The 23,212-nt window shown below is 33.6% G+C and carries 23 protein-coding genes and 1 tRNA gene; 10 read left to right on the forward strand and 14 right to left on the reverse strand.

The features are described 5' to 3' along the window. Window positions 1–69: 69 nt before the first annotated feature. Window positions 70–2,238 (reverse strand): YccS family putative transporter, encoded by a 2,169-nt coding sequence (yccS, locus tag ABN217_RS05915; protein WP_072069641.1) that lies wholly within the window; start codon window positions 2,236–2,238, stop codon window positions 70–72. Window positions 2,239–2,351: 113 nt separating this feature from the next. On the opposite strand from yccS, the gene helD reads away from it, so the two are divergent. Beyond that, window positions 2,352–4,403, forward strand: a complete 2,052-nt coding sequence (gene helD, locus ABN217_RS05920) for a DNA helicase IV (protein ID WP_349459176.1) — start codon at window positions 2,352–2,354, stop codon at window positions 4,401–4,403. Between the two features lie 2 nt (window positions 4,404–4,405). Here helD and ABN217_RS05925 read toward each other — a convergent pair whose 3' ends face one another. After that, the gene (locus ABN217_RS05925; protein WP_072069639.1) at window positions 4,406–4,864 is read right to left on the reverse strand and encodes a methylglyoxal synthase; all 459 of its coding nucleotides are present in this window, start codon (window positions 4,862–4,864) and stop codon (window positions 4,406–4,408) included. 137 nt (window positions 4,865–5,001) lie between these two features. Between ABN217_RS05925 and ABN217_RS05930 the strand changes: the two genes are divergently transcribed. After that, window positions 5,002–5,415 carry a CoA-binding protein gene (locus ABN217_RS05930; protein ID WP_072069638.1) on the forward strand — a complete coding sequence of 138 codons (414 nt, stop codon included), beginning with the start codon at window positions 5,002–5,004 and terminating at the stop codon, window positions 5,413–5,415. A gap of 79 nt (window positions 5,416–5,494) precedes the next feature. Here ABN217_RS05930 and hspQ read toward each other — a convergent pair whose 3' ends face one another. Continuing rightward, window positions 5,495–5,815 carry a heat shock protein HspQ gene (hspQ, locus tag ABN217_RS05935; protein ID WP_181879868.1) on the reverse strand — a complete coding sequence of 107 codons (321 nt, stop codon included), beginning with the start codon at window positions 5,813–5,815 and terminating at the stop codon, window positions 5,495–5,497. Window positions 5,816–6,012: 197 nt separating this feature from the next. Between hspQ and ABN217_RS05940 the strand changes: the two genes are divergently transcribed. Beyond that, window positions 6,013–6,294, forward strand: a complete 282-nt coding sequence (locus ABN217_RS05940; protein WP_115350983.1) for an acylphosphatase — start codon at window positions 6,013–6,015, stop codon at window positions 6,292–6,294. A gap of 37 nt (window positions 6,295–6,331) precedes the next feature. Here the strand turns inward: ABN217_RS05940 and tusE are convergent, their stop codons facing one another. After that, the gene (gene tusE, locus ABN217_RS05945) at window positions 6,332–6,661 is read right to left on the reverse strand and encodes a sulfurtransferase TusE (protein WP_072069726.1); all 330 of its coding nucleotides are present in this window, start codon (window positions 6,659–6,661) and stop codon (window positions 6,332–6,334) included. A 182-nt stretch (window positions 6,662–6,843) separates the two neighbouring features. Here tusE and ABN217_RS05950 point away from each other — a divergent pair. Then, window positions 6,844–6,931: transfer RNA gene (locus ABN217_RS05950), tRNA-Ser, on the forward strand. Window positions 6,932–7,420: 489 nt separating this feature from the next. On the opposite strand, the gene ABN217_RS05955 is transcribed toward ABN217_RS05950, so the two are convergent. The 6 genes from ABN217_RS05955 to ABN217_RS05980 form a co-directional block, all read right to left on the reverse strand. Next, window positions 7,421–7,870: a hypothetical protein gene (locus ABN217_RS05955; RefSeq protein ID WP_196553315.1), complete on the reverse strand. Its 450-nt coding sequence runs from the start codon at window positions 7,868–7,870 to the stop codon at window positions 7,421–7,423. Window positions 7,871–8,108: 238 nt separating this feature from the next. After that, window positions 8,109–9,041: a nucleoside hydrolase gene (locus ABN217_RS05960; protein WP_072069636.1), complete on the reverse strand. Its 933-nt coding sequence runs from the start codon at window positions 9,039–9,041 to the stop codon at window positions 8,109–8,111. A 76-nt stretch (window positions 9,042–9,117) separates the two neighbouring features. Further along, window positions 9,118–10,305: a NupC/NupG family nucleoside CNT transporter gene (locus tag ABN217_RS05965; RefSeq protein WP_196553314.1), complete on the reverse strand. Its 1,188-nt coding sequence runs from the start codon at window positions 10,303–10,305 to the stop codon at window positions 9,118–9,120. Window positions 10,306–10,357: 52 nt separating this feature from the next. Next, window positions 10,358–11,557 (reverse strand): ribokinase, encoded by a 1,200-nt coding sequence (locus tag ABN217_RS05970; protein WP_196553313.1) that lies wholly within the window; start codon window positions 11,555–11,557, stop codon window positions 10,358–10,360. Between the two features lie 283 nt (window positions 11,558–11,840). Then, window positions 11,841–12,035 carry a hypothetical protein gene (locus tag ABN217_RS05975; protein WP_349459177.1) on the reverse strand — a complete coding sequence of 65 codons (195 nt, stop codon included), beginning with the start codon at window positions 12,033–12,035 and terminating at the stop codon, window positions 11,841–11,843. A 661-nt stretch (window positions 12,036–12,696) separates the two neighbouring features. Beyond that, the gene (locus ABN217_RS05980; RefSeq protein WP_349459178.1) at window positions 12,697–13,149 is read right to left on the reverse strand and encodes a multidrug/biocide efflux PACE transporter; all 453 of its coding nucleotides are present in this window, start codon (window positions 13,147–13,149) and stop codon (window positions 12,697–12,699) included. Between the two features lie 100 nt (window positions 13,150–13,249). Here ABN217_RS05980 and ABN217_RS05985 point away from each other — a divergent pair, with 100 nt between their 5' ends. Further along, window positions 13,250–14,122 carry a LysR family transcriptional regulator gene (locus ABN217_RS05985; protein ID WP_072069628.1) on the forward strand — a complete coding sequence of 291 codons (873 nt, stop codon included), beginning with the start codon at window positions 13,250–13,252 and terminating at the stop codon, window positions 14,120–14,122. 68 nt (window positions 14,123–14,190) lie between these two features. Here the strand turns inward: ABN217_RS05985 and ABN217_RS05990 are convergent, their stop codons facing one another. The 3 genes from ABN217_RS05990 to dkgB form a co-directional block, all read right to left on the reverse strand. Beyond that, a complete protein-coding gene (locus tag ABN217_RS05990) occupies window positions 14,191–14,529 on the reverse strand; it encodes a DUF1869 domain-containing protein (RefSeq protein ID WP_196553310.1) in 339 nt (112 codons plus the stop codon). A 4-nt stretch (window positions 14,530–14,533) separates the two neighbouring features. Further along, window positions 14,534–14,866 carry a TehB family protein gene (locus ABN217_RS05995; RefSeq protein WP_196553309.1) on the reverse strand — a complete coding sequence of 111 codons (333 nt, stop codon included), beginning with the start codon at window positions 14,864–14,866 and terminating at the stop codon, window positions 14,534–14,536. A gap of 366 nt (window positions 14,867–15,232) precedes the next feature. Continuing rightward, the gene (dkgB, locus tag ABN217_RS06000) at window positions 15,233–16,036 is read right to left on the reverse strand and encodes a 2,5-didehydrogluconate reductase DkgB (protein WP_197269368.1); all 804 of its coding nucleotides are present in this window, start codon (window positions 16,034–16,036) and stop codon (window positions 15,233–15,235) included. Between the two features lie 377 nt (window positions 16,037–16,413). Here dkgB and cbpA point away from each other — a divergent pair, with 377 nt between their 5' ends. From cbpA to ABN217_RS06015, 3 genes are all read left to right on the forward strand, one after another. Then, complete coding sequence (cbpA, locus tag ABN217_RS06005) at window positions 16,414–17,355, forward strand: curved DNA-binding protein (RefSeq protein ID WP_196553307.1); 942 nt, start codon at window positions 16,414–16,416, stop codon at window positions 17,353–17,355. Next, a complete protein-coding gene (gene cbpM / locus ABN217_RS06010; protein ID WP_196553306.1) occupies window positions 17,355–17,663 on the forward strand; it encodes a chaperone modulator CbpM in 309 nt (102 codons plus the stop codon). Before cbpA ends, cbpM begins: the two co-directional genes overlap by 1 nt. Window positions 17,664–18,195: 532 nt before the next feature. After that, window positions 18,196–19,692, forward strand: coding sequence for a C69 family dipeptidase (locus ABN217_RS06015; RefSeq protein ID WP_349459179.1), 1,497 nt, complete (start codon window positions 18,196–18,198; stop codon window positions 19,690–19,692). 73 nt (window positions 19,693–19,765) lie between these two features. Here the strand turns inward: ABN217_RS06015 and ABN217_RS06020 are convergent, their stop codons facing one another. Then, on the reverse strand, window positions 19,766–20,662 hold the full coding sequence (locus ABN217_RS06020) for an AraC family transcriptional regulator (RefSeq protein ID WP_349459180.1): 897 nt from the start codon (window positions 20,660–20,662) through the stop codon (window positions 19,766–19,768). 357 nt (window positions 20,663–21,019) lie between these two features. Here ABN217_RS06020 and ABN217_RS06025 point away from each other — a divergent pair, with 357 nt between their 5' ends. Together ABN217_RS06025 and ABN217_RS06030 are read left to right on the forward strand one after the other, a co-directional pair. Then, entirely contained in the window at window positions 21,020–21,352 is a 333-nt protein-coding gene (locus tag ABN217_RS06025; protein ID WP_196553304.1) for an MliC family protein, read from the forward strand. A gap of 629 nt (window positions 21,353–21,981) precedes the next feature. Continuing rightward, the gene (locus ABN217_RS06030) at window positions 21,982–22,839 is read left to right on the forward strand and encodes an alpha/beta fold hydrolase (protein WP_196553303.1); all 858 of its coding nucleotides are present in this window, start codon (window positions 21,982–21,984) and stop codon (window positions 22,837–22,839) included. Window positions 22,840–23,212 lie beyond the last annotated feature (373 nt).

A 23,212-nucleotide genomic window follows, 5' to 3' on the forward strand; every position in this document is an offset into this window, starting at 1 on the left:
CCCAAGGACAGTTATTTTCTCTGATCTTCATATGAAATTAGAGAAAATAACGTCGATTAGGTATTAATGCTAATGTTGTGGTTCAAGTGCTTTGTTTGTTTCTCCTTGCTCAATCATTTGAATGCAGTTAATGATTTGAGGGAGCAAATCTAGTAATAATCGAATCTGAGTAATGACTAATTGAATTCGGCCATCATCAGCATTAGGTAATGAATTGATCCGTTCAATTAACTCGATATGAGATTGTTTAAATGCTTTATCTTGCGCTGTCTTACGACGCAAAGCAGCGTCGATATAACAAACAGTATCATTAAGCAACGTAAGTACTGTTTCATCTTCGATTTTAGAACGATGAACACCAAGTGCCGAAATATAACTAAGCAAGGTGTGATTCAAACAGAGTAACTGGAAAGCGACCTCTTGGGAGGCTTGATAACTTTTTGGCTCTGATGACATATTCGAGATAAGTGAAGCGAGTTCACCATCACTACTATGAGCATTACGGCGAGCAATTCGATAACCTAAACTATTGTCTTTTCCTTGATAATATTGAATAAGGATAGCATCAAGGTAATAGCAGTTATTTGTCATTGTTTTTTGAATAACAAAAGGTAATTGGCGGAACTTCCAATCAGGCCAAATAAAACTGACCGCAAACCATGCAATAGCGCAACCAATTAAGGTATCAATAATTCGAGGAAGAGCGACATCATAGCCTTCACCAAGTAAATTAAAACTTAGCAAAACTAATAATGTAATAAATAGTGTGGCATGTGCATATTGTATTGTTCTAAATGCAAAAAAGAGCGTACCGGTTATTACGATTAAGACCAGCTGTCCTTCAATAGAGGGAACAAAATACAAAATAGGGAAACCGATTAAAATACCAATAATGGTGCCACTTACACGTAATGTTAAGCGTCTACGTGTTGCATTGTAGTTAGGTTGGCACACAAACAAACTGGTTAATAATATCCAATAGCCTCTGTCTAATTGGAAAAATTGAATAATTGCATAACCAATACAAAGTACGAGTGACATTCTAACTGCATGCCTGAAAAGCGCTGATTTAGGGGTGAGATGTTCTTTTATTCTTAATGCGATATCTCGCCATCCGGTTAAACCATCATCGGAAAGTTGCGTTTCTTCTTTTTGGTCATGAGATATTTGGTACTGCTCTGTGCTAATACTGCGTAAAAGAGCATCAATCCCTTGAAGGTTTTGCAATAAATTATTCAAAGGAGTCATTAATTGCGGTTCTGAGGTTGTATTTTTTAAATGATTGAGGGCATTTTCTAAATAATTAATGGAACGCTCAAGAGCGGGATTATGCTGATATTTTTTATGCCAAAGAATGGATTGTGCAACTTGCTCACAAGCCCGAGCCTGCATAGAAAGTAAACGTTGAAAACGAAAAAGTACATCACTGTGGCGCAATTCATTACTCAATAATTGATACTGGACATGAGATGAACTTGCTCTTTCATGAATATCTTGAGCTACAAAATAGTAATGAAGCGTAAAGCGACTACTGCGCTGACCTCTATCACCTTTGAGTCGGCTTAATAATGTGACTTTAGTTTGATTCATTGTGTCAATAAGCTGGCTGTTTGCCATAGCCAAACTATAAAGCGAGTGTTGATAGTCATCTTCAATATCAGGATCAAATAAAGTTGCTTTTGCCTCTAGGTACGTTGCAAGTTGCTGGTAGCAGCGAGTCAAATTATCTTGTACAGGGCGAATAGGAAACAATAAGTGACCAACCAAGGTTAGCGAATTGTACCAAATAGCACCTAACAGCAGCAAAATAGGTTGTTCATACCAAACGGGGAAAATAGGCATGCCGAGCATAGTGTAAATGGCAATTAATAAAGCTCCAAAAGCAATGGTAGCGTAGCGTTGTCCTAACGCACCTAATAAAATAAATCCCCAAGTTGAAATTGCTAAACCACAAAAGAATAAAATAGGGTAAGGGTAAAGCAATCCTATTGATGCTGATGCAAGAAGAAAACAGCATAAGGTAATGACCAGGTTTTTTAAACGCCCGACAAGTCTGTCATCTAAGTCCGTTAATGCTGCTGCGACCACACCTAAAGTCAGCGGAATGGTATATTTAGGCTCTTGACCTAACACCCAAGGAAACAAAGTCGTTCCCGTAAGTGCGATTATTATGCGAATATAATAGAGAAAGTGGCTATTATAGATAAATCGGCGGGCGCCATTTAGCAAAGTGAACACAAAAAGCCCTTAAATAAACAAGATGGAGATAATTACCTCTTAGAATATAGGGTTTATCACCGATTAAAAAGAGCTTAACAACAGACTATTGTTATTTATTGCAGGAATTACGTATGGAACTGAAATCCACTCCGATGGGGCAACGTTTAGCACAGCATCCTTATAATAGAGTCAAATTGTTAAATGCAGGTATTGAAGTCAGTGGTGAAAAACACCAGTATTTAATTCCTTTTAATGAATTGATTGATATTCACTGTAAAAAAGGGATTGTGTGGGGCGAATTAGAATTTTTATTGCCTGAAGATAAAGTGGTTCGATTACATGGAACAGACTGGGAGGAAACACAGCAGTTCTATCGATATCTATTCCAGACATGGCAACTTTGGAGTCAAGAAATGAGTGAAATAAGTGCTCAAGTTCTTGAGAAACAACTCCAAAATATTACTGAAATTACGCAATCTAATAAATGGATAAAACAATCTAACCTTAGTGAAATTCAACAATCTATAAAAGAAAGCTTCTCGGCTATTCCACTTCCACTCGAACGCCTTACCCAATTTGATAATTGCCAAGTGCTTTATCAGCAATGTTTAGAGTGGTTAAAACAAGGTGAATCACTTATTAATAAAGAAAATTCTGCATGGATAACACAAATGCTAAATGAGCATGCGGAGTTTTTTAATTCGATTGAATCATCTCCACTCAATGGATCACAATGTCGCGCGGTTATTAATGGTGAAGAGAATATTTTAGTCTTAGCGGGGGCAGGAAGTGGTAAAACATCTGTATTAGTCGCAAGAGTAGGATGGTTATTACGTCGAAATTTAGCGCAGCCAGAGCAAATTTTGTTATTGGCATTTGGGCGTAAAGCGGCGCAAGAAATGAATGAACGTATCTCAGCGCGTTTAAATGCCGATATTATGGCGAAAACATTCCATGCATTAGCATTATCCATTATTCAACAAGCGACAAAGAAACAACCTAAAATTAGTGAACTTGAAATAAATAGTGAAAAAAGAAGAGCATTATTATTAGGCGAATGGCGAAATCAATGCCAGCAGAAAAAAGCACAAGCAAAGGGATGGCGTGAATGGTTATCTCAAGAGCTTGATTGGGATATTCCAGAAGGTGAATTTTGGCATGATAAAAAATTAGAAAATCAAGTTGCTGTAAGGTTAGAACGTTGGATTGGCTTGTTAAGAATGCAAGGCGGTAGCCAAAAATCACTGATTGAAAGTGTACAATCTGAATATACAGATGCATTTAAAAAATATTTAAAATTGTTATCTCCTTTATTAAAAGCATGGAAGATGGCATTAAAAGAAGAAGATGCGATAGATTTTTCCGGTTTATTACACCAAGCTATTAATCTTATTGAAAAAGGGCGTTTTATTAGCCCATGGAAACATATACTTGTTGATGAATTTCAAGATATTTCGCCACTTAGAGCATCATTATTAACAGCATTAAAGCAGCAAAATAAACAAACGTCTTTATTTGCTGTGGGTGATGATTGGCAGGCTATTTACCGTTTTAGTGGTGCAGAATTATTATTAACGACCTCTTTTCATCATTCATTTGGAGAAGGCGCCGAATGTGCATTAGATACGACCTACCGCTTTAATGACGTAATTGGTGATGTTGCTAATACATTTATTCAACAAAATCCAATGCAATTATCTAAGCCTTTAAATAGCCTAGCTAAAGGTAATAAAAAAGCGGTTGTTTTATTATCAGATGATCAACTTGAAAATCTATTAAATAAAATGAGTGGTTACGTTGGTGACAATGAAACGATCCTTTTACTCGCCCGTTATCATTATTTAAAACCTGAACTATTAAAAAAAGCTAAGACACGTTGGCCTAAATTAAATTTAGAATTTATGACTTTCCATGCATCGAAGGGTCAACAAGCTGATTATGTCATTATTTTAGGTTTACAAGAGGGTAAAGATGCTTTCCCAGCACCTGCAAGGGAATCAATTATCGAATTAGCGTTATTACCAAAAGTTGAAGATTATCCTAATGCAGAAGAACGACGTTTAATGTATGTCGCATTAACAAGAGCAAAAAAACAAGTATGGCTATTATTTAATAAACAACAGCCATCTTGTTTTGTTTCAGAGCTAAAATCTCAAGGTGTCCCTATACAGCGAAAACCTTAGAATTATTTTAATCTTTCTTTTAAATAACCTTCGTAATCAGGAATTTTAATTGTGGATTCTTGTGAAAACAGAGGCGATGAAATTAAAAAGTTTGCAGTTGCACGATTGGTGGCAACCGGAATGTTCCATACTGTTGCTAAGCGTAGAAGGGCTTTAACATCTGGATCGTGAGGAACGGCGTTCAATGGGTCCCAAAAGAAAATCATGATATCGATTTTCTTTTCAGCGATCATTGCACCTATTTGTTGGTCACCACCCATTGGGCCACTTAGCATTTGAGTAACACTTAGGCCTGTGTGGTGGTTAATTAAATTTCCTGTGGTTCCTGTTGCAAATAATTTATGTAGAGACAGTTGTTCACGATTATTTTGAACCCATTCAAGTAATGAGCTTTTACAGTGATCATGGGCAACAAGCGCGATATTTTTTTCTTTTAAGAGCGTGCGGTCAATTTGTTCCATTTGATACCTTTAAAAATAAATATAGTTATTGTTCCAGCTGTCAAAATACCTTTTTTTTATCTTACAAGCTATGAACGGATCAAGATACTATGATGTATCATAATATTTTCAATCTTCATGATGAACGGAGTATATAAATGGTGGACTCAGATATTTATGACATTTTAAGAAGTGTCAAAACAATTGCACTTGTTGGTGCGAGTAGCAAAGAAGATCGTCCAAGCTATAAAGTCATGAAATTCTTATTAGAACAAGGTTATGATGTTATTCCTGTAAACCCAGGTATGTCTGGACAAACATTGTTAGGTCAACAATGCTATACCTCATTAAAAGATATTCCTGTCTCGATTGATATGGTTGATGTTTTCCGTCAATCATCTGCCGCATTAGAAATCGCAAAAGAAGCGATTGAAATTGATGCCAAAGTCTTATGGTTACAAATTGATGTGATTAATGAAGATGCCAAAGAGTTAGCAGAAAAGGCAGGATTACGAGTGGTTATGGATCGTTGCCCTAAAAAAGAAATCGAAGCACATGGCCTTCCTTGGTAAGAAATCAAAATAAAATCGCCGAAAACAAATTCGGCGATTATCATATTTATTCAGATCACAGCTTATTTAGATTATTCGGTTAATTTCTTAATCGTGGAGCCTGTAATTGGCTACGAATTGACTGCGATAGCTCATCCAATGAGTCATTATCTAAGTGTTCATCTGAAACTTCATAAGTTATCTGCGCTTCAGCAAGATAAGTATGAATAGGTTGTCCTTCATCATCTTCCATCACAACATGGTACCAAGGTGCTGCTCGCAAGGTCACATTAGATGCAATATCATCCTCATTAGGCTGATCAAGGGAATATTCAGCATCCACATCGACAACAACGCCTAAGTAGCCGAGTAATTTATGTCTAACTTGCTGTCCTATCCCAAATTTGCTGGCGGTCATCATAGTATCACCTCCATATAGCCTTGCTTATTGGTTATATATATGAGGGCATAAAGTGAAATATCAAGGATTTGAAAAAAATATAATCCTTTGCTTTCATTATGAATAAAGAACCTCACAAAATCAGATTATCTATTGTATAAAGAAAAGACAATAACCTGAGTAGAATTTTTATTTTAACAACACTATCAGGAGAGCATATGAAAAAGGGCAGAGAATATATTATTCAAGGGCGTGTACAAGGTGTTGGATTTCGTTTTTTTACTTATCAATGGATGAAAAAACAACCAATAACAGGTTATGTTTGGAATCGTGACGATGGTAGTGTGGGAGTAAGAGCGTTTGCAAAGGAAGATGCATTCAAAGAATTTGAAAATTGGTTAGAAGCTGGTGGCCCTAGAAGCGCCAAGATTACATTTTGGTCTGCCACACCTTGTGAATATGAATCAATGGCAGATTTTTCAATCCGCCATTATGAGTAATGTAGTTTTTAATTATTTTTTATTAAAAGCTAATGTTTTAAATACATTTAACGGGTTTAGGCAAACCAGCCAGTTTTGTGGCTTGCTTCGCTGGGCCTTTAGGAAATAGGCGATAAAGGTAGCGACTATTGCCTTTCTCTTCGCCATATTTTTGCGCAAGGGCTTTTACCAGCATACGAATAGCAGGGGAGGTATTAAATTCTAAATAAAATTGGCGAACAAAGCGGATAATTTCCCAGTGCTGTTCTGTCAGCTCAATTTCTTCTATTTCAGCTAATGTTGGAACCATATCTTCGCTCCATTCATTGCTATTTTTTAGATAACCGTGACTATCTGTCTCGACTTCTTTTCCGTTAAATACAAACATATGCATTATGACCAATCAAAAATAATAGCGTTAATTTAGCAAAAATAAGGAAAATACCCAAGCAGAACCCATAAATCGTTGATTAATTAAGCCATTGACTTGTAATGCGTTTAATTTTACAGCAAACAGTACAATAAGACCTTTACAATATAAGCCTAGGTGTTTATATTGCTCCCCATTGCGGAGGGGTGGCCGAGCGGCTGAAGGCAGCGGTCTTGAAAACCGCCGATGGGAAACCATCCGAGAGTTCGAATCTCTCCTCCTCCGCCATCTCAACATCTCCTAGCGTCTCCTGAAGTCTCCTTATCCCAGTAAAATCAAACCTTCGCACTAAATCATTGTCTCCTGAAGTCTCTTGAAAGTTCCATTTTTTGGGTACAAATGGGGGAACATTATACCCCCTTAATACTTAATACCCTCAATATGAAACCTCAGATATTTAATCATGAAACTGGTGATGAAGATGATCTCTATTTAATCAATGCAAAATTGAGTAGGGATAAGTTTGAAAGACTTTCTATTAAAAACATTTCCATGTGTGACCCTATTCAGTATCTATCAGGATTTGAAGCATTAGTTAAAATGAATGCAATCGACCTGAAGTGGTAGTTTGCTACTATAAGTAACTATACCAAAGAAAATAAAAGTACTGCGGAATCATTGCCATTTTAGGGCTGTTTTTTCATTCTATTTTATAGGTGAGAAAATAATCAATAAAACTCACCTATTTAGTATTAGTATCAAAATAATTTTAAAGGCTTATTTGTTGATTTCATTATTTTGAGCTTGAAGAAAATCAGTGAGAAATGCTTGTGCATTACCTTCATGGGATATTTCTTCAGAGTAATTTACTGATATAGGCTGAGGTTCTCCTGGTATATAAAGGTTACCACAGCATTTATTCTCAATAATTAGGGTAACAAATTTATTTCCATTAATATTTATTGAGTACCGGGTATCTCTAGTGGTTTTTTCGACCTGCATTTTTTGAATTTTTAAATTCCAGTCATGGTCAATATTTTCGATCTGTACTAATGCTTCATTAGCATTACGATCACCAACACGTAGAGTCCAAACAATCACTCCTTGTTGACCTTTATAGGCAATGACATTATCTGCCACATCAGGGCGTTGCTCTGCATGTGCGCTCCCTATTATGCAGGTAAATAATATAACGATTAGTGCTATTAAATTTTTATAACTAGTCATATTTTCTATCCTAATTTATTGTTATATATAAATAATTATGTAAATACTAATATTCTATTACTATGATGTTAGTCATCATAATAGATTTATTTATTTTTAAACATAGCACGAATTTACTATTAGGATATTTCTTGTTTAATTTTCAACAAAATATTAATCAATTCTTTTTAAGAAAAAAATAATATAATAAAGATTGATACAGAGAAGCTACACTTCTCTGTATTTTTCTTGATTTAGTTTATAAAGATAAAATTCGTTCAGATATTAGCGACATTAATTTCTCTGATTGAACATCAGTGATTATCATCGTATTCATGCGGCATTCATTTGAATTGCCATTACTTCTAGATGGTGTTTGGTCATCATGGATTGTTGCGAAGCTTAGACCAAAGAGTTTGCCTGATCCGTACTCAATATCAATATGACCGTTTATACCTGTAAAAATATCTGGGCGAATTAGATAACCTATTACACAGGGATCATGTAAGAAGGGATCAAATGCAGCATATCCACGAGCCATTTTTGCTGCTGTTCTAGCAATAACGTTACCTTGCTCTAACGATTGACATAAACCAGCTCGAATATCAGCTTTATGGGTTACATCTAATCCCAGCATCGTAATATGCTCTGCTGTATCAAAAACAATATGTGCTGCATGTGGATCAACATAAAAATTGAATTCAGCGGCAGGTGTTATATTTCCACCGCGAAATGCGGCGCCTCCCATTAGAACAATATCTTTTACATTATCTTTGAGCCTTGGTTCTTTGAGCATAGCCATTGCGATATTGGTAAGTGGTGCTGTTGGACAAAGGGTAACTTCTTTAGGGTTAGACATCACTGTATCAATAATAAAATCCACCGCATGTATATCAGGATAAGTGTAATTAGATTTCGGTAACGTAACCCCCGCAAGACCATTGTTGCCGTGTACTTGAGTCTTATTTCCTCTGCGTGCTATCAAAGGTCGTTCACATCCTCTTGCTAGAGGTATATCGGGTCGTGATACAAATGAGAGAATATTACGAGCATTCTCATGAACTTTATCCAACTCAATATTTCCGGCTACGGTTGTGATCCCCAGAACTTTAATTTCTGGTGATGCTAATGCAAGTAAAATTGCAATAACGTCATCGACACCCGGATCACAATCTATAATAATTTTAGTCATATAACTTCTCCTTTGATAACTTACATAACACATTGAATAACAAATAAAACTAAAACTAGGACTAAGGAAATAAATATCAACTGACAAAAATACCGACTATTGTTGCAGATAAGCAACTCACCAACGTTGAACCGACTATCAGTCGAAAACTGTTTGCCGCTATCATTTTTCCATGTTCTTTACTGATACTGGCGACACAGGCAATAATCATTCCTATTGAACCAAAATTTGCGAACGAAATTAGGAATACAGAGATAATGGCTTCTGTTCTCGGGCTTAAATCATCCAATTTGCTATAATCAAACATTGCAACAAACTCATTTGTTAAAATTTTTGTGGCAATAATTTGCCCAAACTGAATACTGTCTTGCCATGGAACACCAAGTAAAAACGCTATGGGTGAGAAAATATAGCCAAGAAGACCTTGGAAACTAATTCCTATGCTGTATAAAAAAATATCATTCAACATGCTAATCAGGGCAATAAAGCCAAGAAGCATTGGAACTATAGCTAGAATTAATTTAAAACCATCAAGCATATGTTCTGTTAGTACTTCAAAAAAACTATGATGCTCATTTTTAGGGGCAAAAAAATGGCTCGATATTTCAATGGGATCGTTAGGATTAATAATAGAAACAATAACAAAAGTACTAAAAAAGTTTAGACATACACCAATAAAGACAAATTCAGGTGATAACATTTGAGTGTATGCACCCAGTATTGCGATATCCACAGTAGACAACGAGCATGCAGCTATTGTGTACATTTGTGGTTTTGTTAAATTGGGTATGTATTCTTTAATCGAAACATATACGGCCATCATACCTACAATAACAGCACTAACTGCTGAAAAAGACTCAAGTTTACCGACTTTTGCTATTTTATTAATAAGGTAACCAATAGTAAGAATAATCAATCGTAGAATACCAAAATATTTTAATATCCCAATAATTGAACAAATAAATACTAAAGGCATTAGAGCAACAATAACAAACACAATAGGTGTTTTTGTGCTTATATCTCCAAATACAAAATCAATTCCTTTATTTGCATGATGTATTAAATATTCTATACCTATATTCGTTGTATTAAGAATTGTGATCCCAATAGTTGTATGTAAAAGTATAAAAGCAACGGTGGCCTCTATTAATAGAAGAATAATTATAGGAATAAATTTCATTTTTATTTTATTAGCATTAAAACTAATAGAAGATGCCACTATAAAAATTAAGAGAAGGCTAATAATGAAAATTAAATATTTCATAACGACCTCGATTATATAATTTATTAACGGGGGGGTTATTTATGCACTTCCCTTACATACGCTCTTTTTTTAATCTGGCATCAACACTTGTCCTAGAAGGCATTGATGATGCACCTTTTTTTTCAACGGCCAATGATGCATAAGCAATAGAAAATTTAATTGCTTCATCCATATTTTTACCTTCTATTAATTTTGCGGCCAAAGCACCTGTGAATGCATCACCTGCACCACTTGTATCAACGACAGATGCACTCATCGCTTTGTAATATTTCATAGTGTTACCATTGAAATAAAGAGCACCACTGTCACCAAGTGTCATTACTATTTCTTTAACACCTAAATTGTGTATTGCTTTTATGGCTTCCTGCGCTGAAATAACGCTATCAATTTTAATGTTTGATATTAGTTCTGCTTCTGTTCCATTTGGTATTAATAAATCAACAGATGGCAAATGTGAGACAATGTGCTCTGAATAGGGTGCTGGATTAAGAATGACATAACATCCCGATTTTTTTGCTATTTCAATCGCAAACTTAGTTGCTTCTATATTATTTTCTAATTGAGTAAGAAAAATTTTTGCCGATTGTAGATTATTAATATCTGAAAGAATTTCAGCTTTAGTAATGGTTGCATTAGCCCCTAGATCAATAACAATACTATTGTTACCGGTGGTGCTCTCAACCATAACTAATGCATTCCCTGTCTTTGCATTGGCATCCTTAATTAAGGTATATGAACTTATCTTTGTAGTTCCGAAATATTTCTCTGCAGTAGCGCCGAATGAATCGTCGCCTACTTTAACAAAAAAATGCACATGGTCATTTAATTCAGCCGCCGCAACTGCTTGATTAGCACCTTTCCCACCAGGAAAAAAATTTGTAGAGATTGCTTTGATTGTCTCTCCGACAAAAGGAAATCTTTCAACTTCTGTGACAACATCTAAATTGAAAGATCCTAAAATATATAATGAGCATTTATCTGCAGTTTTTTTATCTCTACTTTGTTCTTCATAATTAAATTGAAGTACTCTGGTTTCATCAATAGTTCTATTTATTATTGGTTCTAATTCAATTTTTTGTAATCTCACTCCACCATGAAATTTAGTTGCTATACCTAATAACTGTAATTCATCTATGTATCTTCTTACTGTTCTTTCCGATACATGAAGTAGCGTACTGAGCTCTTTCACGTAGATAGAATTATCTTTCACTAATTTTTTTCTGATAAATGCAATACTACTCTTTTTTTTCATATCACCTCTCATTTGTTAAAAAAATGTTTTACTATTTGTTAACATAATAGAGGTTAATTAAGTTTATTCTGCCTGAGTAGTCACGTTTTTTGCTCGTAATTGGACAATTAACTGTCCGTTTAGATAAGTTTTAAGGAAAATATATGAATAATGCGATTTGCTTGTATTGGATGATTATCTAAAATCGTAATGGAATTATTGAAAATATTTAGACCAAAATTAATAAAAATATAAGATAAAGAAAAACAACTTCGATAGTATTTTCATATAAATTTTAATTAAATCAAAGTAATTGACTGAGTAAAATAAAAATCAAACAAATATCAGCGATAACAAGTAAGATGCCAATAAGTGTTCTGACCAAAAGGCATGAAAGTGCTGTAGAAGGAGCTTTAGGAAATAATGCAGAAAAAGACCAATGAGCCAGTGCGGCAATCAAAAATATAGCGAGTATCATATAACTTATAAAAAATACCATCATAAAATCCTTTAGACTATGTGTTATATTTTCTTCTAAAAAAGAATACCTTTATTTTTTATAGAACTTTTATAATTCTAATTTACTATTGAGATAATTTGAAGCATATTAGCATGATGATAGTCATTAATTTTATTATTACTATCTTGATATTAATAGGTTTATACCATATTTGTACTAGCAATTGTTTTTTTAGATGTTTGTGTGTTTTTTTATTTGTTTCTGGTTTTTATGAAATCTAGGAGATTACTTGGATTATAATTCTGATATTATTTTTCTTTTTATTTTTCTTTTTCTCATCATGTTAGCTTTGTGTTTTTATATCGAATTTATTCTTTGATATGGTTTTAATTAAATTAATGCTTTTTATTTGTATAAATACAAGGTTCTTATATCAATGAGGTCAATATGTTCCAACTTAAACGCAAGCTAGTTTGCATTAGCAAATTTCCCTGTTCAAGATCAAACGGTCAATATTAAATTTACCTCTAACTATTCACTATAGTAACGATCCAGTTAAATATGATGAAGCGAATGGCAAAGTAGATTTCACATTTACCTATGATTAATTATGAAAAATAAGTAAAAAAGCACCTAATGGAATATGAACTATCCAATAAACTGGGGTCATTTCAATATCAAAGGGTGCTTTTTTGAGATTTTAATTACGTGCAACAATACGTTTTTCTTTATGGCTGAACCAGCTTTCGCGTAATTTATCGTAACTAAGATTAAATGCATAAGTATAGAAAAGGAAGAAGATAAAAAATCCTATTTCTAATAAAAATACATCCAATAGCGACATATTTAATAAAAATGCCAGTATTGGCAAACCGATAATAACAAAACTAAATTCAAAACCAATTGCGTGCATAATACGTATTTTTGTTGGCCTTGGTCCTTTAGATAAAGGCCAATAACGATCGAAAATCATGTTATAAAATAGATTTAATAGCATCGCTAACGTTGATAAAACAATAGCCACTGTGCCCATTTGAAAAATGGAGCGACCCAAAAGCCATGCACTAAGCGGTGCTGTTATGGCGATAGCAATTGCTTCAAATGTAACAGCGTGAAAAACGCGCTCAGTAAATGTTTTTTGATATTGGCTCATATCCCACCTCAAATTAATTATTTAACAAAAAACGAGTGCAATTATTGGTGATATTTTGTATATATACAAAATAGGTGCCATCGAAAAAACCGATACCATAATGAATTATTCCATAGAAACTTTACGTACATTTATTGAAGCTGCTTCATTAAAATCATTTTCTGCAGCTGCTCGAAAATTAAATAAAAGCCAATCTACGGTCAGTAGCACAATAACTGGTTTTGAAGATGATATGGGGTTTGAATTGTTTGAGCGCAAAGGACGAGAATCAACACTCACTTTTGCAGGACAGAAAGTATTAAGCCTCGTTGAAGATATCTTAGCCGCTGATGAGCGATTACAGGCATTAAGAATAGAACTATCGCCTGAAATGGAGCCTCGTTTAAGTTGTGTATTCTCTGATATGTATCAACCACCTTATTCAGAGAAACTCTTGAAAATTCTAGATAAAGAATTCCCACATCTTGAATTTGAGTTTCTTGTTGCTGAGAATGATGATGTGATTAATATGCTGCAAAATAATCAGGCGCATATTGGTATGATGGAATCACGAATAGAATATCCTGCTGATATTGCTTTTGCCCGATTACCTATACAAGGTGAGCTAGGATTATATGCACATAAAGCCCACCCTTTGGTGAAAGAAAAGCAGATAACTTATCAGCATCTCACAATGAATCGTCAGCTTAGATTAAGTAGTCGTGCTCAATTTGTTATTAATAGTGAGAAAAACTGGCAGGCACCTAATTATCTATTATTGCTCGAAATGGCAGAACAAGAGATGGGATGGGCGATACTACCTACATGGTTAGTAAAGCAATTTGGGCATGGCTTATTAATGAGCTTAAATTACGATCAATTTCCTAAAAAAATAGATATTGATTTAGTTTGGTCTAGAAACAATCCGCCAGGAAAAGCAGGGTATTGGATGATAGATAGGCTCTTAAAAAATGATCTTCAATTTTCTCTCTAGGTATTAATCAATCACCTTCATTATCAATATATATAGTGAAGGTGATATATTCCTTTCACGACATCAGATCACCAACCACAAACATTTGTTTCTTCATCCATATCATAACCACGTACAATATTGATAAGATCTTTTACCATTAAACTTGATGTATCAGCATCGAGTAAATCGGTTAAATAACACTCTTGATCAACAGAAACGCCATTATTTTTGTTCGTGAGTTCCAAAGAGAGTTCTTGAGTATCAAGATTTATTTTATTTTTTAATTCATCAACTAATGATAAAATTTCTTTTGTTGCGATTTCTGGAATATATAAAATTTTAGGGTTAAGAAAGATTTTTTCAGCTTTTTCATTATCATTAGTGTTAATCAATGCTAATAAATAACCTTTGTTTTCATTTTCCATATTATTAACCTTCAGCAAGGACTTTGGGATCGACATAAAAATCGACATTAAAAACAGTATCTTCAGTTTTTGCTTCTATTTTGTGCCATGTTTCTGGTGGGAATACACCAAATTCACCCGCATTAATCACTAATGTTTCTGTTGGCTCCGGGCTAATTTCATCTGCATATGCGTAATAAACAATCACTCCTTGCATAACAGATAGTTTTGGGTAAACCCCTTGGCGAGTTCCTTTATCTAAATGTCTTTCCCATATTGATTTTGGGGCTGTATCTACAGTCCAAAGTGGCGTTGAGCGTACATGAATATAGTGAGTAGGGATAATAATCCTTTCCATTTTACCGCCCTTATTGCATTGAATAATGTGATTTATCTGCTTTTTATCTTAGTCAGAATAAAAAGCTAAATTTGTCACTAGGTAAATGACTTTTCTTAATGACAAATCTACCTCGTATAAAAAAGTATTTCAAATGCCACTTAACAATAAATTGCTAAAAATAGACGGAGGGTTAAATAAGATATTGTTTTTACTTAATAAAAAATATTTTAAAAAATAAAAAATATTTTAAATGAGAGGGTTAAATGATAACACCATGTTATTTAATTTGTTTATAAGGTGTCTCATTATAGTGCGAAAAAATAAAAAAATAGGGTGAAAAGTCATCTTTTCACCCCATATTTGACAAAATTTGTCGCTATTTCATTAATCCCAATTAGGTGCTAATCCTTCAGGGCTAACTAAACGATCATTACAATCTAATGCTGCAATTGCTTTTTTGTCTTCAGCATCAAGTTGAAGATGAAGGCTTAATAAATTACTCGCTAAGTTTTCACGTTTTGTTGAAGATGGAATAACAGAATATCCTTCACTTATTGCCCAAGCTAAAATAACTTGTGCGGCAGTTGCATTATGTTTTTTAGCAATTGCCTGAATAGTTTCATCTTTTAATGCTTTACCATAGGCTAATGTCATATAAGACGTAATAGGGATCCCATGTTCTCTCGCCCAATTAACAACATGATGACTTTGCAAATAAGGTGATAATTCGATTTGATTAGTTGCGATATTTTCTACTCCAACGGCGTTAATTGCTTGTTCCATTAATGGGATCGTAAAGTTAGAGATCCCAATTTCACGTGTTAAACCTTGTTTTTTTGCTTCTAATAATGCTTGCATAAATTCTTCTACTGAAACCGCATTATTAGGTGATGGCCAATGAATAAGAGTTAAATCAACATAATCGGTTTGTAAATCACGTAAACTTTGTTTTAAGCTCGGGATCAATTTGTCTTTAGGTAAATTTTCTATCCAAATTTTAGTTGTGATATAGAGATCTTGACGTGGAATACCACTTTCACTGATTGCTTGACCAACGGCTACTTCATTGCCATAAATTTGAGCAGTATCAATTGCACGATATCCTAATTCTAACGCTGTTTTTACAGAGGCAATAACAACGTCATCTTTTAAACGAAAAGTACCAAGACCTAATACTGGAACGCTCATAATATTCTCTCTTAATAAATTGAATTAATTTTAAAGCACAATTCAATATTCATGATGGGTTAATACAGCACATGCTCATAACTTATTGAATTTAGCTATCGTTACTTGCTGCTATAAGCTCATATTGATAGAAGGTCGTGCTATTCATAATGTTTCGATGGCAGTTATTGTATTCTTATCTGTTTTTCTAAAAAGAGGGATAAAAACAAAAGACTTTTGCTAAATAGGCAATAATGAAAGGGTAAATCTATGTGTTATAAGCTGAAAAATTCTGCTTTAAAGAGTTTCATTAACCAACGTAGTTTCTCTGTTCTATAATAAATTAAGTATAAGGTATTAATATTTTATTTGTTATTTAACGTAATTGAGATATCACTATGGAATTAAAGGATTATTACGCCATTATGGGCGTTAAACCTACGGATGATATTAAAACGATTAAGACAGCATATCGCCGTTTAGCAAAAAAATATCACCCTGATGTCAGTAAAGAGCCTGATGCTGAGGCGCGTTTTAAAGAGATTGCTCAAGCTTGGGAAGTTTTAGGTAATGAACAACGTAGGGCAGAATATGATGAGCTCTGGGCTCATCGCAACGACCCGAAATTTAGGCAATTTACGCAACAACACTCAAATCAAAACCAAGAAAGCTTTAGCCAAGAAGAGTTTGACGATTTTTATACCTCTTTTTTTGGACACCATTCTCCATTTGAAGGGCGACGAGCTCAACAACCTCAAAAACAACGTGGTCATGATTTAGAAATAGAATTAGCTGTTTTTTTAGAAGAGTCGCAAGAAGAGCATAAACGTACAATCAGTTATCATTTACCGGTTTATAATGTGTTTGGGATCTTAGAAAAAGAAATACCTAAAACATTGAATGTTAAAATTCCTGCTGGTGTTATTGATGGTCAACGTATTCGTTTAAAAGGGCAAGGAACAACCGGCGAGAATGGTGGTGAAAACGGTGATTTATGGCTAACAATCCGCATTGCACCACATCCTTTATTCGATATTAAAGGCCATGATTTAGAAATCGTTGTTCCTGTTGCACCTTGGGAGGCTGCATTAGGTGCAAAAATTCCTATACCCACAATAAAAGAAAAAATCTTATTAACGATCCCTGCAGGAAGTCAAACTGGGCAAAGATTGCGCATTAAAGGGAAGGGATTGGTTAGCAAAAAAGTCAGTGGTGATTTATATGCAATTATTAAAATTGTCATGCCACCGAAACCGGATGAAAAGACACGCGAATTATGGCAACAAATTGCAGATAGCCAGGCCGATTATAATCCACGTAAAGACTGGGAGAATAAATAATGGGTCAATTAACAACAACAGTATTTACTGTTACTGAATTTTGTCATCATACGGGAATATCCAGTGATGATCTCAAAGAATTTGTCGCACTTGGTGTTATTGAACCATTAGAAATTGAAACTCAAGAATGGTTTTTTGATGATAATGCGATTGTAGTAACACACCGCGCATTAAAACTGCATAAAGAACTTGCATTAGATTGGCATGGGATTGCGATAGCGCTCACTTTATTAGATGAAAATGAGCAACTTAAACAAGAAAATAAACAATTACGTCAGCAGTTAATGCGGTTTATCGATAAACTCTAGTTAAATAACATAGCCATTAAAGACATTAACTCTCTTAGTGGCTATTTTATTATTTTCTGACTTTAGCCACTTTTTATGCACTATTAGATACAGGATATAGAGTTATTTATACAAGTGCAGTAGAGCCTAACAAAGAGATCTACTATTTATTAGAATTTATAAAAAAACGCATCATTTAAATTTAATAAGAGAATAAATATTAATAAATGGGGGGGGTTATTAAATCACAATGGAATTAACATAATTTGTGCATTATATAATGATTTATTACATGAAGTGATTACTAATAACAATGTTTTTTAATATTTAATTGCATTCTAAATATATCTTTTAATAAAGATTATTAATATTAATACGATATGATTAAATAATGTTTTTATTTCGAAATATAATGCTTGTTGAGATATAAATCACGGAAATACTCTCTTTCTCATTGCTAATATTCTATCTCCAATTATCTATCTGGTTTTTTATTTCTTTATAGATATTTAATTAATATACAAATTATAAATAACAAGCAAATGGGAGTTTTATGTCTTTATTCAAAAAAGGCATTATTGCCTTATCAATTAATATAGCACTTGCTTCTTCTGCATTAGCATGTACCACGCTTTTAGCTGGCACTGAAGCAACAAATGATGGTTCATATATCATTGCTCGTAGCGCAGATAGTGATGCATTAAAAGCACAACATTTTGTTATTCATCCAGCAAAAACAAACCAAACAGGCATCTATAGCACTAAAGAGCATAATGGTGTTAATAACTTCACTTATCCATTACCTAAAAATTCATTACGTTATACCACTGTACCTAATTGGAAAACACAATTGCATGGTGCAACTGGGTTTAATGAATTGGGTGTTGGGGTTAGTGGAACAGAATCTATCTTCGCCTCACCTCAAGCACTTGCATTTGATCCTTATGTTGAAGATACAGGAATAACAGAAGATGATATTCCTGATGTGTTACTTTCAAGAGCAAAAACAGCGCGTGAAGCAATCGAATTATTAGGAAGTATTATTGAAAAACAAGGGGCTGGAGAAGGATTCGGAGTTGCAGTTGTTGATAAAAATGAACTTTGGTATTTAGAAACAGGGACAGGACATCATTGGGTTGCACAAAAAATGCCTAAAGATAAGTATTTCGCAACAGGCAATCAAGGCAGGCTACAATTTTATGATATTAAAAGAGATGATGTTTTAGGTTCTAAAAATTTAGTGGAATTTGCGATCGAAAAAGGACTTTATAACCCAGAAAAAGAGGGGGTTTTTAATTTCTCTAAAGCTTATACGCGTGATGATGAACGTGATCGCACCTATAATGATCCTCGAGTGTGGATCATTCAACAACAATTTAACCCATCACTAAAACAAGCTGTCGATGATGGGCGCAATTTTGCACCTTTATTAACGCCAGAGAAAAAAGTTTCTGTTGAAGAAGCTAAGGCAATGTTACGTAATCATTTTGAAGGTACAGAGCACGATCCTTATACCAATGGATTAAATGGTAAAGAGCCATGGCGCCCAATTAGTGTATTTAGAACTTATGAAGCACATGTAATGCAAGTTCGTCCTGAACTTCCTCAGGAAATAGGTGAAGTAACTTATGTTGGTTTAGGTATGGCGGATTTAACTGCATTTGTTCCGTATTACAGTGGACTAAAAGCTTATCCTCAACATTATGGAATAGGTACAAATAAAGCAGATAGCGATTCTATTTATTGGAAATATCGAAAATTACAAACATTAGTGATGACAGACTATCCAAAACTTGCACCAATAGTAAAAAAAGCCTACCAAGAATGGGAAGAAAAAACAGCATTAGAGCAAAAAGAAATGGAAGCTAAATATCTTGCTATGGTTAAAACAAATAAAGTAGGTGCAGATAAAATGCTAAATGAATTTAATTTACGTGTGATGGAAAGTGCGGAGTTATTAACCGAAAATTTAACAAATGAATTATTTACTGTAAAAACAAAAGATATTCAAGATGATATTTTCTTTGCTAATAAGTCTAAAAAAGACTGATAGATAAATATTGTTTTAAATATAGTTTAGACAAAAGATCCCAAATTGTTGGGATCTTTTTAATAATAGGCCATTAAATAACAGGAATATAGTAGCTAATTTTTTGCAAATACTGCCCACTTTGATCAAGTAATTTATCGTAACTCACTGGCTCTTTTAGTGTATATCGTTCAATATCAGGGCCAGGTCTACGTAATAAATTCATTTTTGGTAATACCTTAGTATATACCGTATAAATAATGTCATCATAACCCGTTAATGAATCCAAAATTTCATCCATATGGAAAGTAATTTCTAAGTAATTACCACTGGGTAGTTCTAATTGTGACATTGCTGAGATATTAGCTGCCGTTGATAGCTTTTCTTTATCAATCGCAGTGTTATAAATGTACATGGTGTCATCTAATGTACTTGCAGATGCTCTGTGCATTGCGTATAACTCAGTCGGTATTGTATGTACATCTTTCAAAAATTTACGCCAAAACTCCCTTCTGAATTTTTTCTTGTCTGAATTCCACGTTGAAATGGGTTTATTATACTGGTGTGACATGCCGGCTAATTTTAGAGAAGGGAAGGTAACGACCTCATATTTGGCACTTAGCTCAACAGTTTCTAGTGCTGGAAAAATAAGCTCACTAATATCCCAACCTGGTTTTTTTCTATACTCGGAAGGGGTGATATTAAATTGTTTTTTAAATGCACGACAAAATGTTTGCTGAGAGTCAAACCGGTATTTCAATGAAATATCTAGCAGACTGCAACGTGTAATACGTAAGGCATAAGCACCACAAGATAAGCGGCGGGCGAGTATGTATTTTCCTAAAGATATTCCTGTATATGCTTTAAATAAGCGCTGAAAGTGCCACTTCGTATAGCCTGATTTTTCAGCAACGATATCTAATGATAAACGTGAATCAAGATTCTGCTCGATCCAAACAATGATATCTTTAACAACATTCTCTTGAAGCATGAATATTCCTATTATTTTTCTCTATCGATATTTTTCAATAAGATCGATTTAATTTATTGAACTACAATAAATTTATAGGTGCTAGGATAATAGCATATCGTATAGTGGTAGTTACATTGAATAAAGTAAAATAGGCGAGTATTAATGTAAAGTTATGTATTGAAAATTATTTGAATTAAATTTGATTTTAAATAAAAAATAACCGGCGAGGTCATTAATCAATGATTGATTTTATTTATTCAAATAAAGATAAATTTTTTGTTTTCATTAAATGCGGAAGTATCCTATTTTGTCTTTAAAAGAAAGCGCCTAGCTTTATTGTATTAGTGAAATTCATTTACTATTTTAGGAGATATAATGAATAAGTTATTTTCTATTTCAGCTGTTGCTTTAGTCTCATCGTTAATAGCTGCTCCCGCTTTAGCTGCTAAAACGGATACTTATAATTGTGAAGGCCAGAAAATTAGAGTTTCATTTCCTAATGAACAGCTTGCTGTTATGTACTACAGCGATGAAATTATTGTTCTGCAAGAGGCTATTGCGGCGAGTGGTGCTCGTTATGTTGGTGAAAATTTCCAAATATGGGGAAAAGGGAAAAATGAGTTTAACCTCGCTACCATTTCAGAAGATGATGCTATAAATGGACGTGTTGCCGAAGATAAAGGGCGTATGTGCGAATTAGTAAAATAGCTTCGTTATAGCAATAATGTTTAAAATTAAAGGGGAGTGTGTATAACTTCCCTTTTATTTACAAATCAGGTTGAATGTAAAATATTTCCATAGAATGCAATGAGTTTTAGCATATCTATTATCAATTTAGTAGCTTTTAAAATTTAAAAATAAAAAGATCATAAATATAACTATAATAATTCCTGTGCTGTTAAATATAAGTTGGTGTTTTTACTGTTGTTCAATAGAAGGGAGAATATACTGTTTTTTTATTTAACAAATAGAAAAGGAAATTATTTGAATTAAACAAATATACTTAAAAGTACACGGAGGATAATGATAAAGGTGTTATTTTGAGCTCAATAAATAAGCTTAATTTAACTATATAGTGATATTGTGATTTAAGTAGTGATAACAGTATAAATAGGCTCTTAACGAATGGGCTCATTTTAGTTATACTGTGTGAAATAACATAAAAATTATTCGTTTCTTACCTTGAACACTATCAGAAAATTTATTGTGAGTTTATATGAAATCTTATCCTTAGCTAGTCTCATATTAGTTTTTAAAAGTTAAATTTAGAAAATAATACACCACTATTTAATATAGTGGGCATTATACTATCAAAAAATTAATAGAGAATAAATCTAATGAAAGTTAAAAATTCAAGAAAATATAATGTAGTGTTACCTGATAATAGAATTTTAGAGTGGTATGAGTCTGGGTCAGAACAAGGTAAACCAGTGGTATTTTGTACTGGTGCAGGTATGAGTGGTCTATTAGGTGTGGACATTGAATATCTAAATAAGCTTAATATCCGTTTAATTACCCCAACTCGTCCAGGATTAGGTAATTCAACGTTCGATCCTCATAAAACGTTAAAATCTTTTTCTCAAGATATTTTATTTTTACTCGAACATCTTAATATTAAAAATTTTAATGTAGTGGGATTTTCTCAAGGGGCTGTATTTGCTATGGCACTTTGCTTTTATTGTCATGTAGACAAATTAGCCATTGTCGCAGGACAAGATCAATTTGATTATCCTGATACGCGAAACCAACTCACAGACGATGTTGCTAATATGCAACAGCAGGCGGTGAGTGCTCCTGACGTATTAGCTTCTTGGATTAAGCAAAATATATCAGCTAATTGGCTAATGGACTTTATTCTAAATTACAGTGCAGATGTTGATTTAGCTGTTTATCAATCGATAGATTTTCTTCCTGTTTACCAAGAATGTATGGCTGAAGCTTTTAAACAAGGTAATGAGGGATATACTCAAGATCTTCTTATTGCTATGCAATCATGGGGCTTTTCACCAGAAGACATAAAAACGCCAACAACATTATGGTATGGCATGAAAGATACGAGTACCGTTCATTCTCCTGATTTTGGAGCATTGTTGTTTCAACGTTTTCCTAATGCACAACGACATTTATGGCCAGAAGAAGGTGGATCACTTCTGTGGACAAAAACTGAAGATATTTTATTAGAATTAGTTGATTAAAACTAAGCACTATATTATTGATGGAGTAGATACTGCGTATTATAAAAAATAACAGTATCTACTGTTTTAAGGTATATTTAATCGATTTACTTCAGTTCTACCGGAAAATACAATTATAAATATGGTTTTCGGTTGGATGGATAATTACTCTTATATTATAATTATTTTCTAAATTGCCAAAATGACATTTTTTTTTAAATAAATTTGAAAATAATTTGCTATAGATCGAATTATATGACTTAATAGCGCCACTGGTTTGGAAGTACAGACCTATTTATGTTAGTGCAGTTTTAAGTAGTTCACCGTTTAGCGTTATCCATGATACCTCTTCGTAGCGAATTCCTTCAAATAGTGACCATAAGTAAAATCCGAA

Source organism: Proteus sp. fly-1067 (assembly GCF_040139345.1).
In the GTDB taxonomy this organism is placed as follows: Bacteria; Pseudomonadota; Gammaproteobacteria; order Enterobacterales; family Enterobacteriaceae; genus Proteus; species Proteus vulgaris_B.

Coding starts and splice junctions, on each gene's coding strand:
- ABN217_RS05940 (WP_115350983.1), top strand. CDS start 6,013: ATGAAAAAGGGCAGAGAATATATTATTCAAGGGCGTGTACAAGGTGTT.
- ABN217_RS05990 (WP_196553310.1), bottom strand. CDS start 14,529: ATGGAAAATGAAAACAAAGGTTATTTATTAGCATTGATTAACACTAAT.
- ABN217_RS05995 (WP_196553309.1), bottom strand. CDS start 14,866: ATGGAAAGGATTATTATCCCTACTCACTATATTCATGTACGCTCAACG.
- ABN217_RS06025 (WP_196553304.1), top strand. CDS start 21,020: ATGAATAAGTTATTTTCTATTTCAGCTGTTGCTTTAGTCTCATCGTTA.
- ABN217_RS05975 (WP_349459177.1), bottom strand. CDS start 12,035: ATGGTATTTTTTATAAGTTATATGATACTCGCTATATTTTTGATTGCC.
- ABN217_RS05955 (WP_196553315.1), bottom strand. CDS start 7,870: ATGACTAGTTATAAAAATTTAATAGCACTAATCGTTATATTATTTACC.
- hspQ (WP_181879868.1), bottom strand. CDS start 5,815: ATGATGACCGCCAGCAAATTTGGGATAGGACAGCAAGTTAGACATAAA.
- ABN217_RS06020 (WP_349459180.1), bottom strand. CDS start 20,662: ATGCTTCAAGAGAATGTTGTTAAAGATATCATTGTTTGGATCGAGCAG.
- cbpA (WP_196553307.1), top strand. CDS start 16,414: ATGGAATTAAAGGATTATTACGCCATTATGGGCGTTAAACCTACGGAT.
- ABN217_RS05985 (WP_072069628.1), top strand. CDS start 13,250: ATGAATTATTCCATAGAAACTTTACGTACATTTATTGAAGCTGCTTCA.
- ABN217_RS05925 (WP_072069639.1), bottom strand. CDS start 4,864: ATGGAACAAATTGACCGCACGCTCTTAAAAGAAAAAAATATCGCGCTT.
- tusE (WP_072069726.1), bottom strand. CDS start 6,661: ATGTTTGTATTTAACGGAAAAGAAGTCGAGACAGATAGTCACGGTTAT.
- ABN217_RS05980 (WP_349459178.1), bottom strand. CDS start 13,149: ATGAGCCAATATCAAAAAACATTTACTGAGCGCGTTTTTCACGCTGTT.
- helD (WP_349459176.1), top strand. CDS start 2,352: ATGGAACTGAAATCCACTCCGATGGGGCAACGTTTAGCACAGCATCCT.
- ABN217_RS05965 (WP_196553314.1), bottom strand. CDS start 10,305: ATGAAATATTTAATTTTCATTATTAGCCTTCTCTTAATTTTTATAGTG.
- ABN217_RS06030 (WP_196553303.1), top strand. CDS start 21,982: ATGAAAGTTAAAAATTCAAGAAAATATAATGTAGTGTTACCTGATAAT.
- ABN217_RS06015 (WP_349459179.1), top strand. CDS start 18,196: ATGTCTTTATTCAAAAAAGGCATTATTGCCTTATCAATTAATATAGCA.
- cbpM (WP_196553306.1), top strand. CDS start 17,355: ATGGGTCAATTAACAACAACAGTATTTACTGTTACTGAATTTTGTCAT.
- ABN217_RS05960 (WP_072069636.1), bottom strand. CDS start 9,041: ATGACTAAAATTATTATAGATTGTGATCCGGGTGTCGATGACGTTATT.
- ABN217_RS05970 (WP_196553313.1), bottom strand. CDS start 11,557: ATGAAAAAAAAGAGTAGTATTGCATTTATCAGAAAAAAATTAGTGAAA.
- dkgB (WP_197269368.1), bottom strand. CDS start 16,036: ATGAGCGTTCCAGTATTAGGTCTTGGTACTTTTCGTTTAAAAGATGAC.
- ABN217_RS05930 (WP_072069638.1), top strand. CDS start 5,002: ATGGTGGACTCAGATATTTATGACATTTTAAGAAGTGTCAAAACAATT.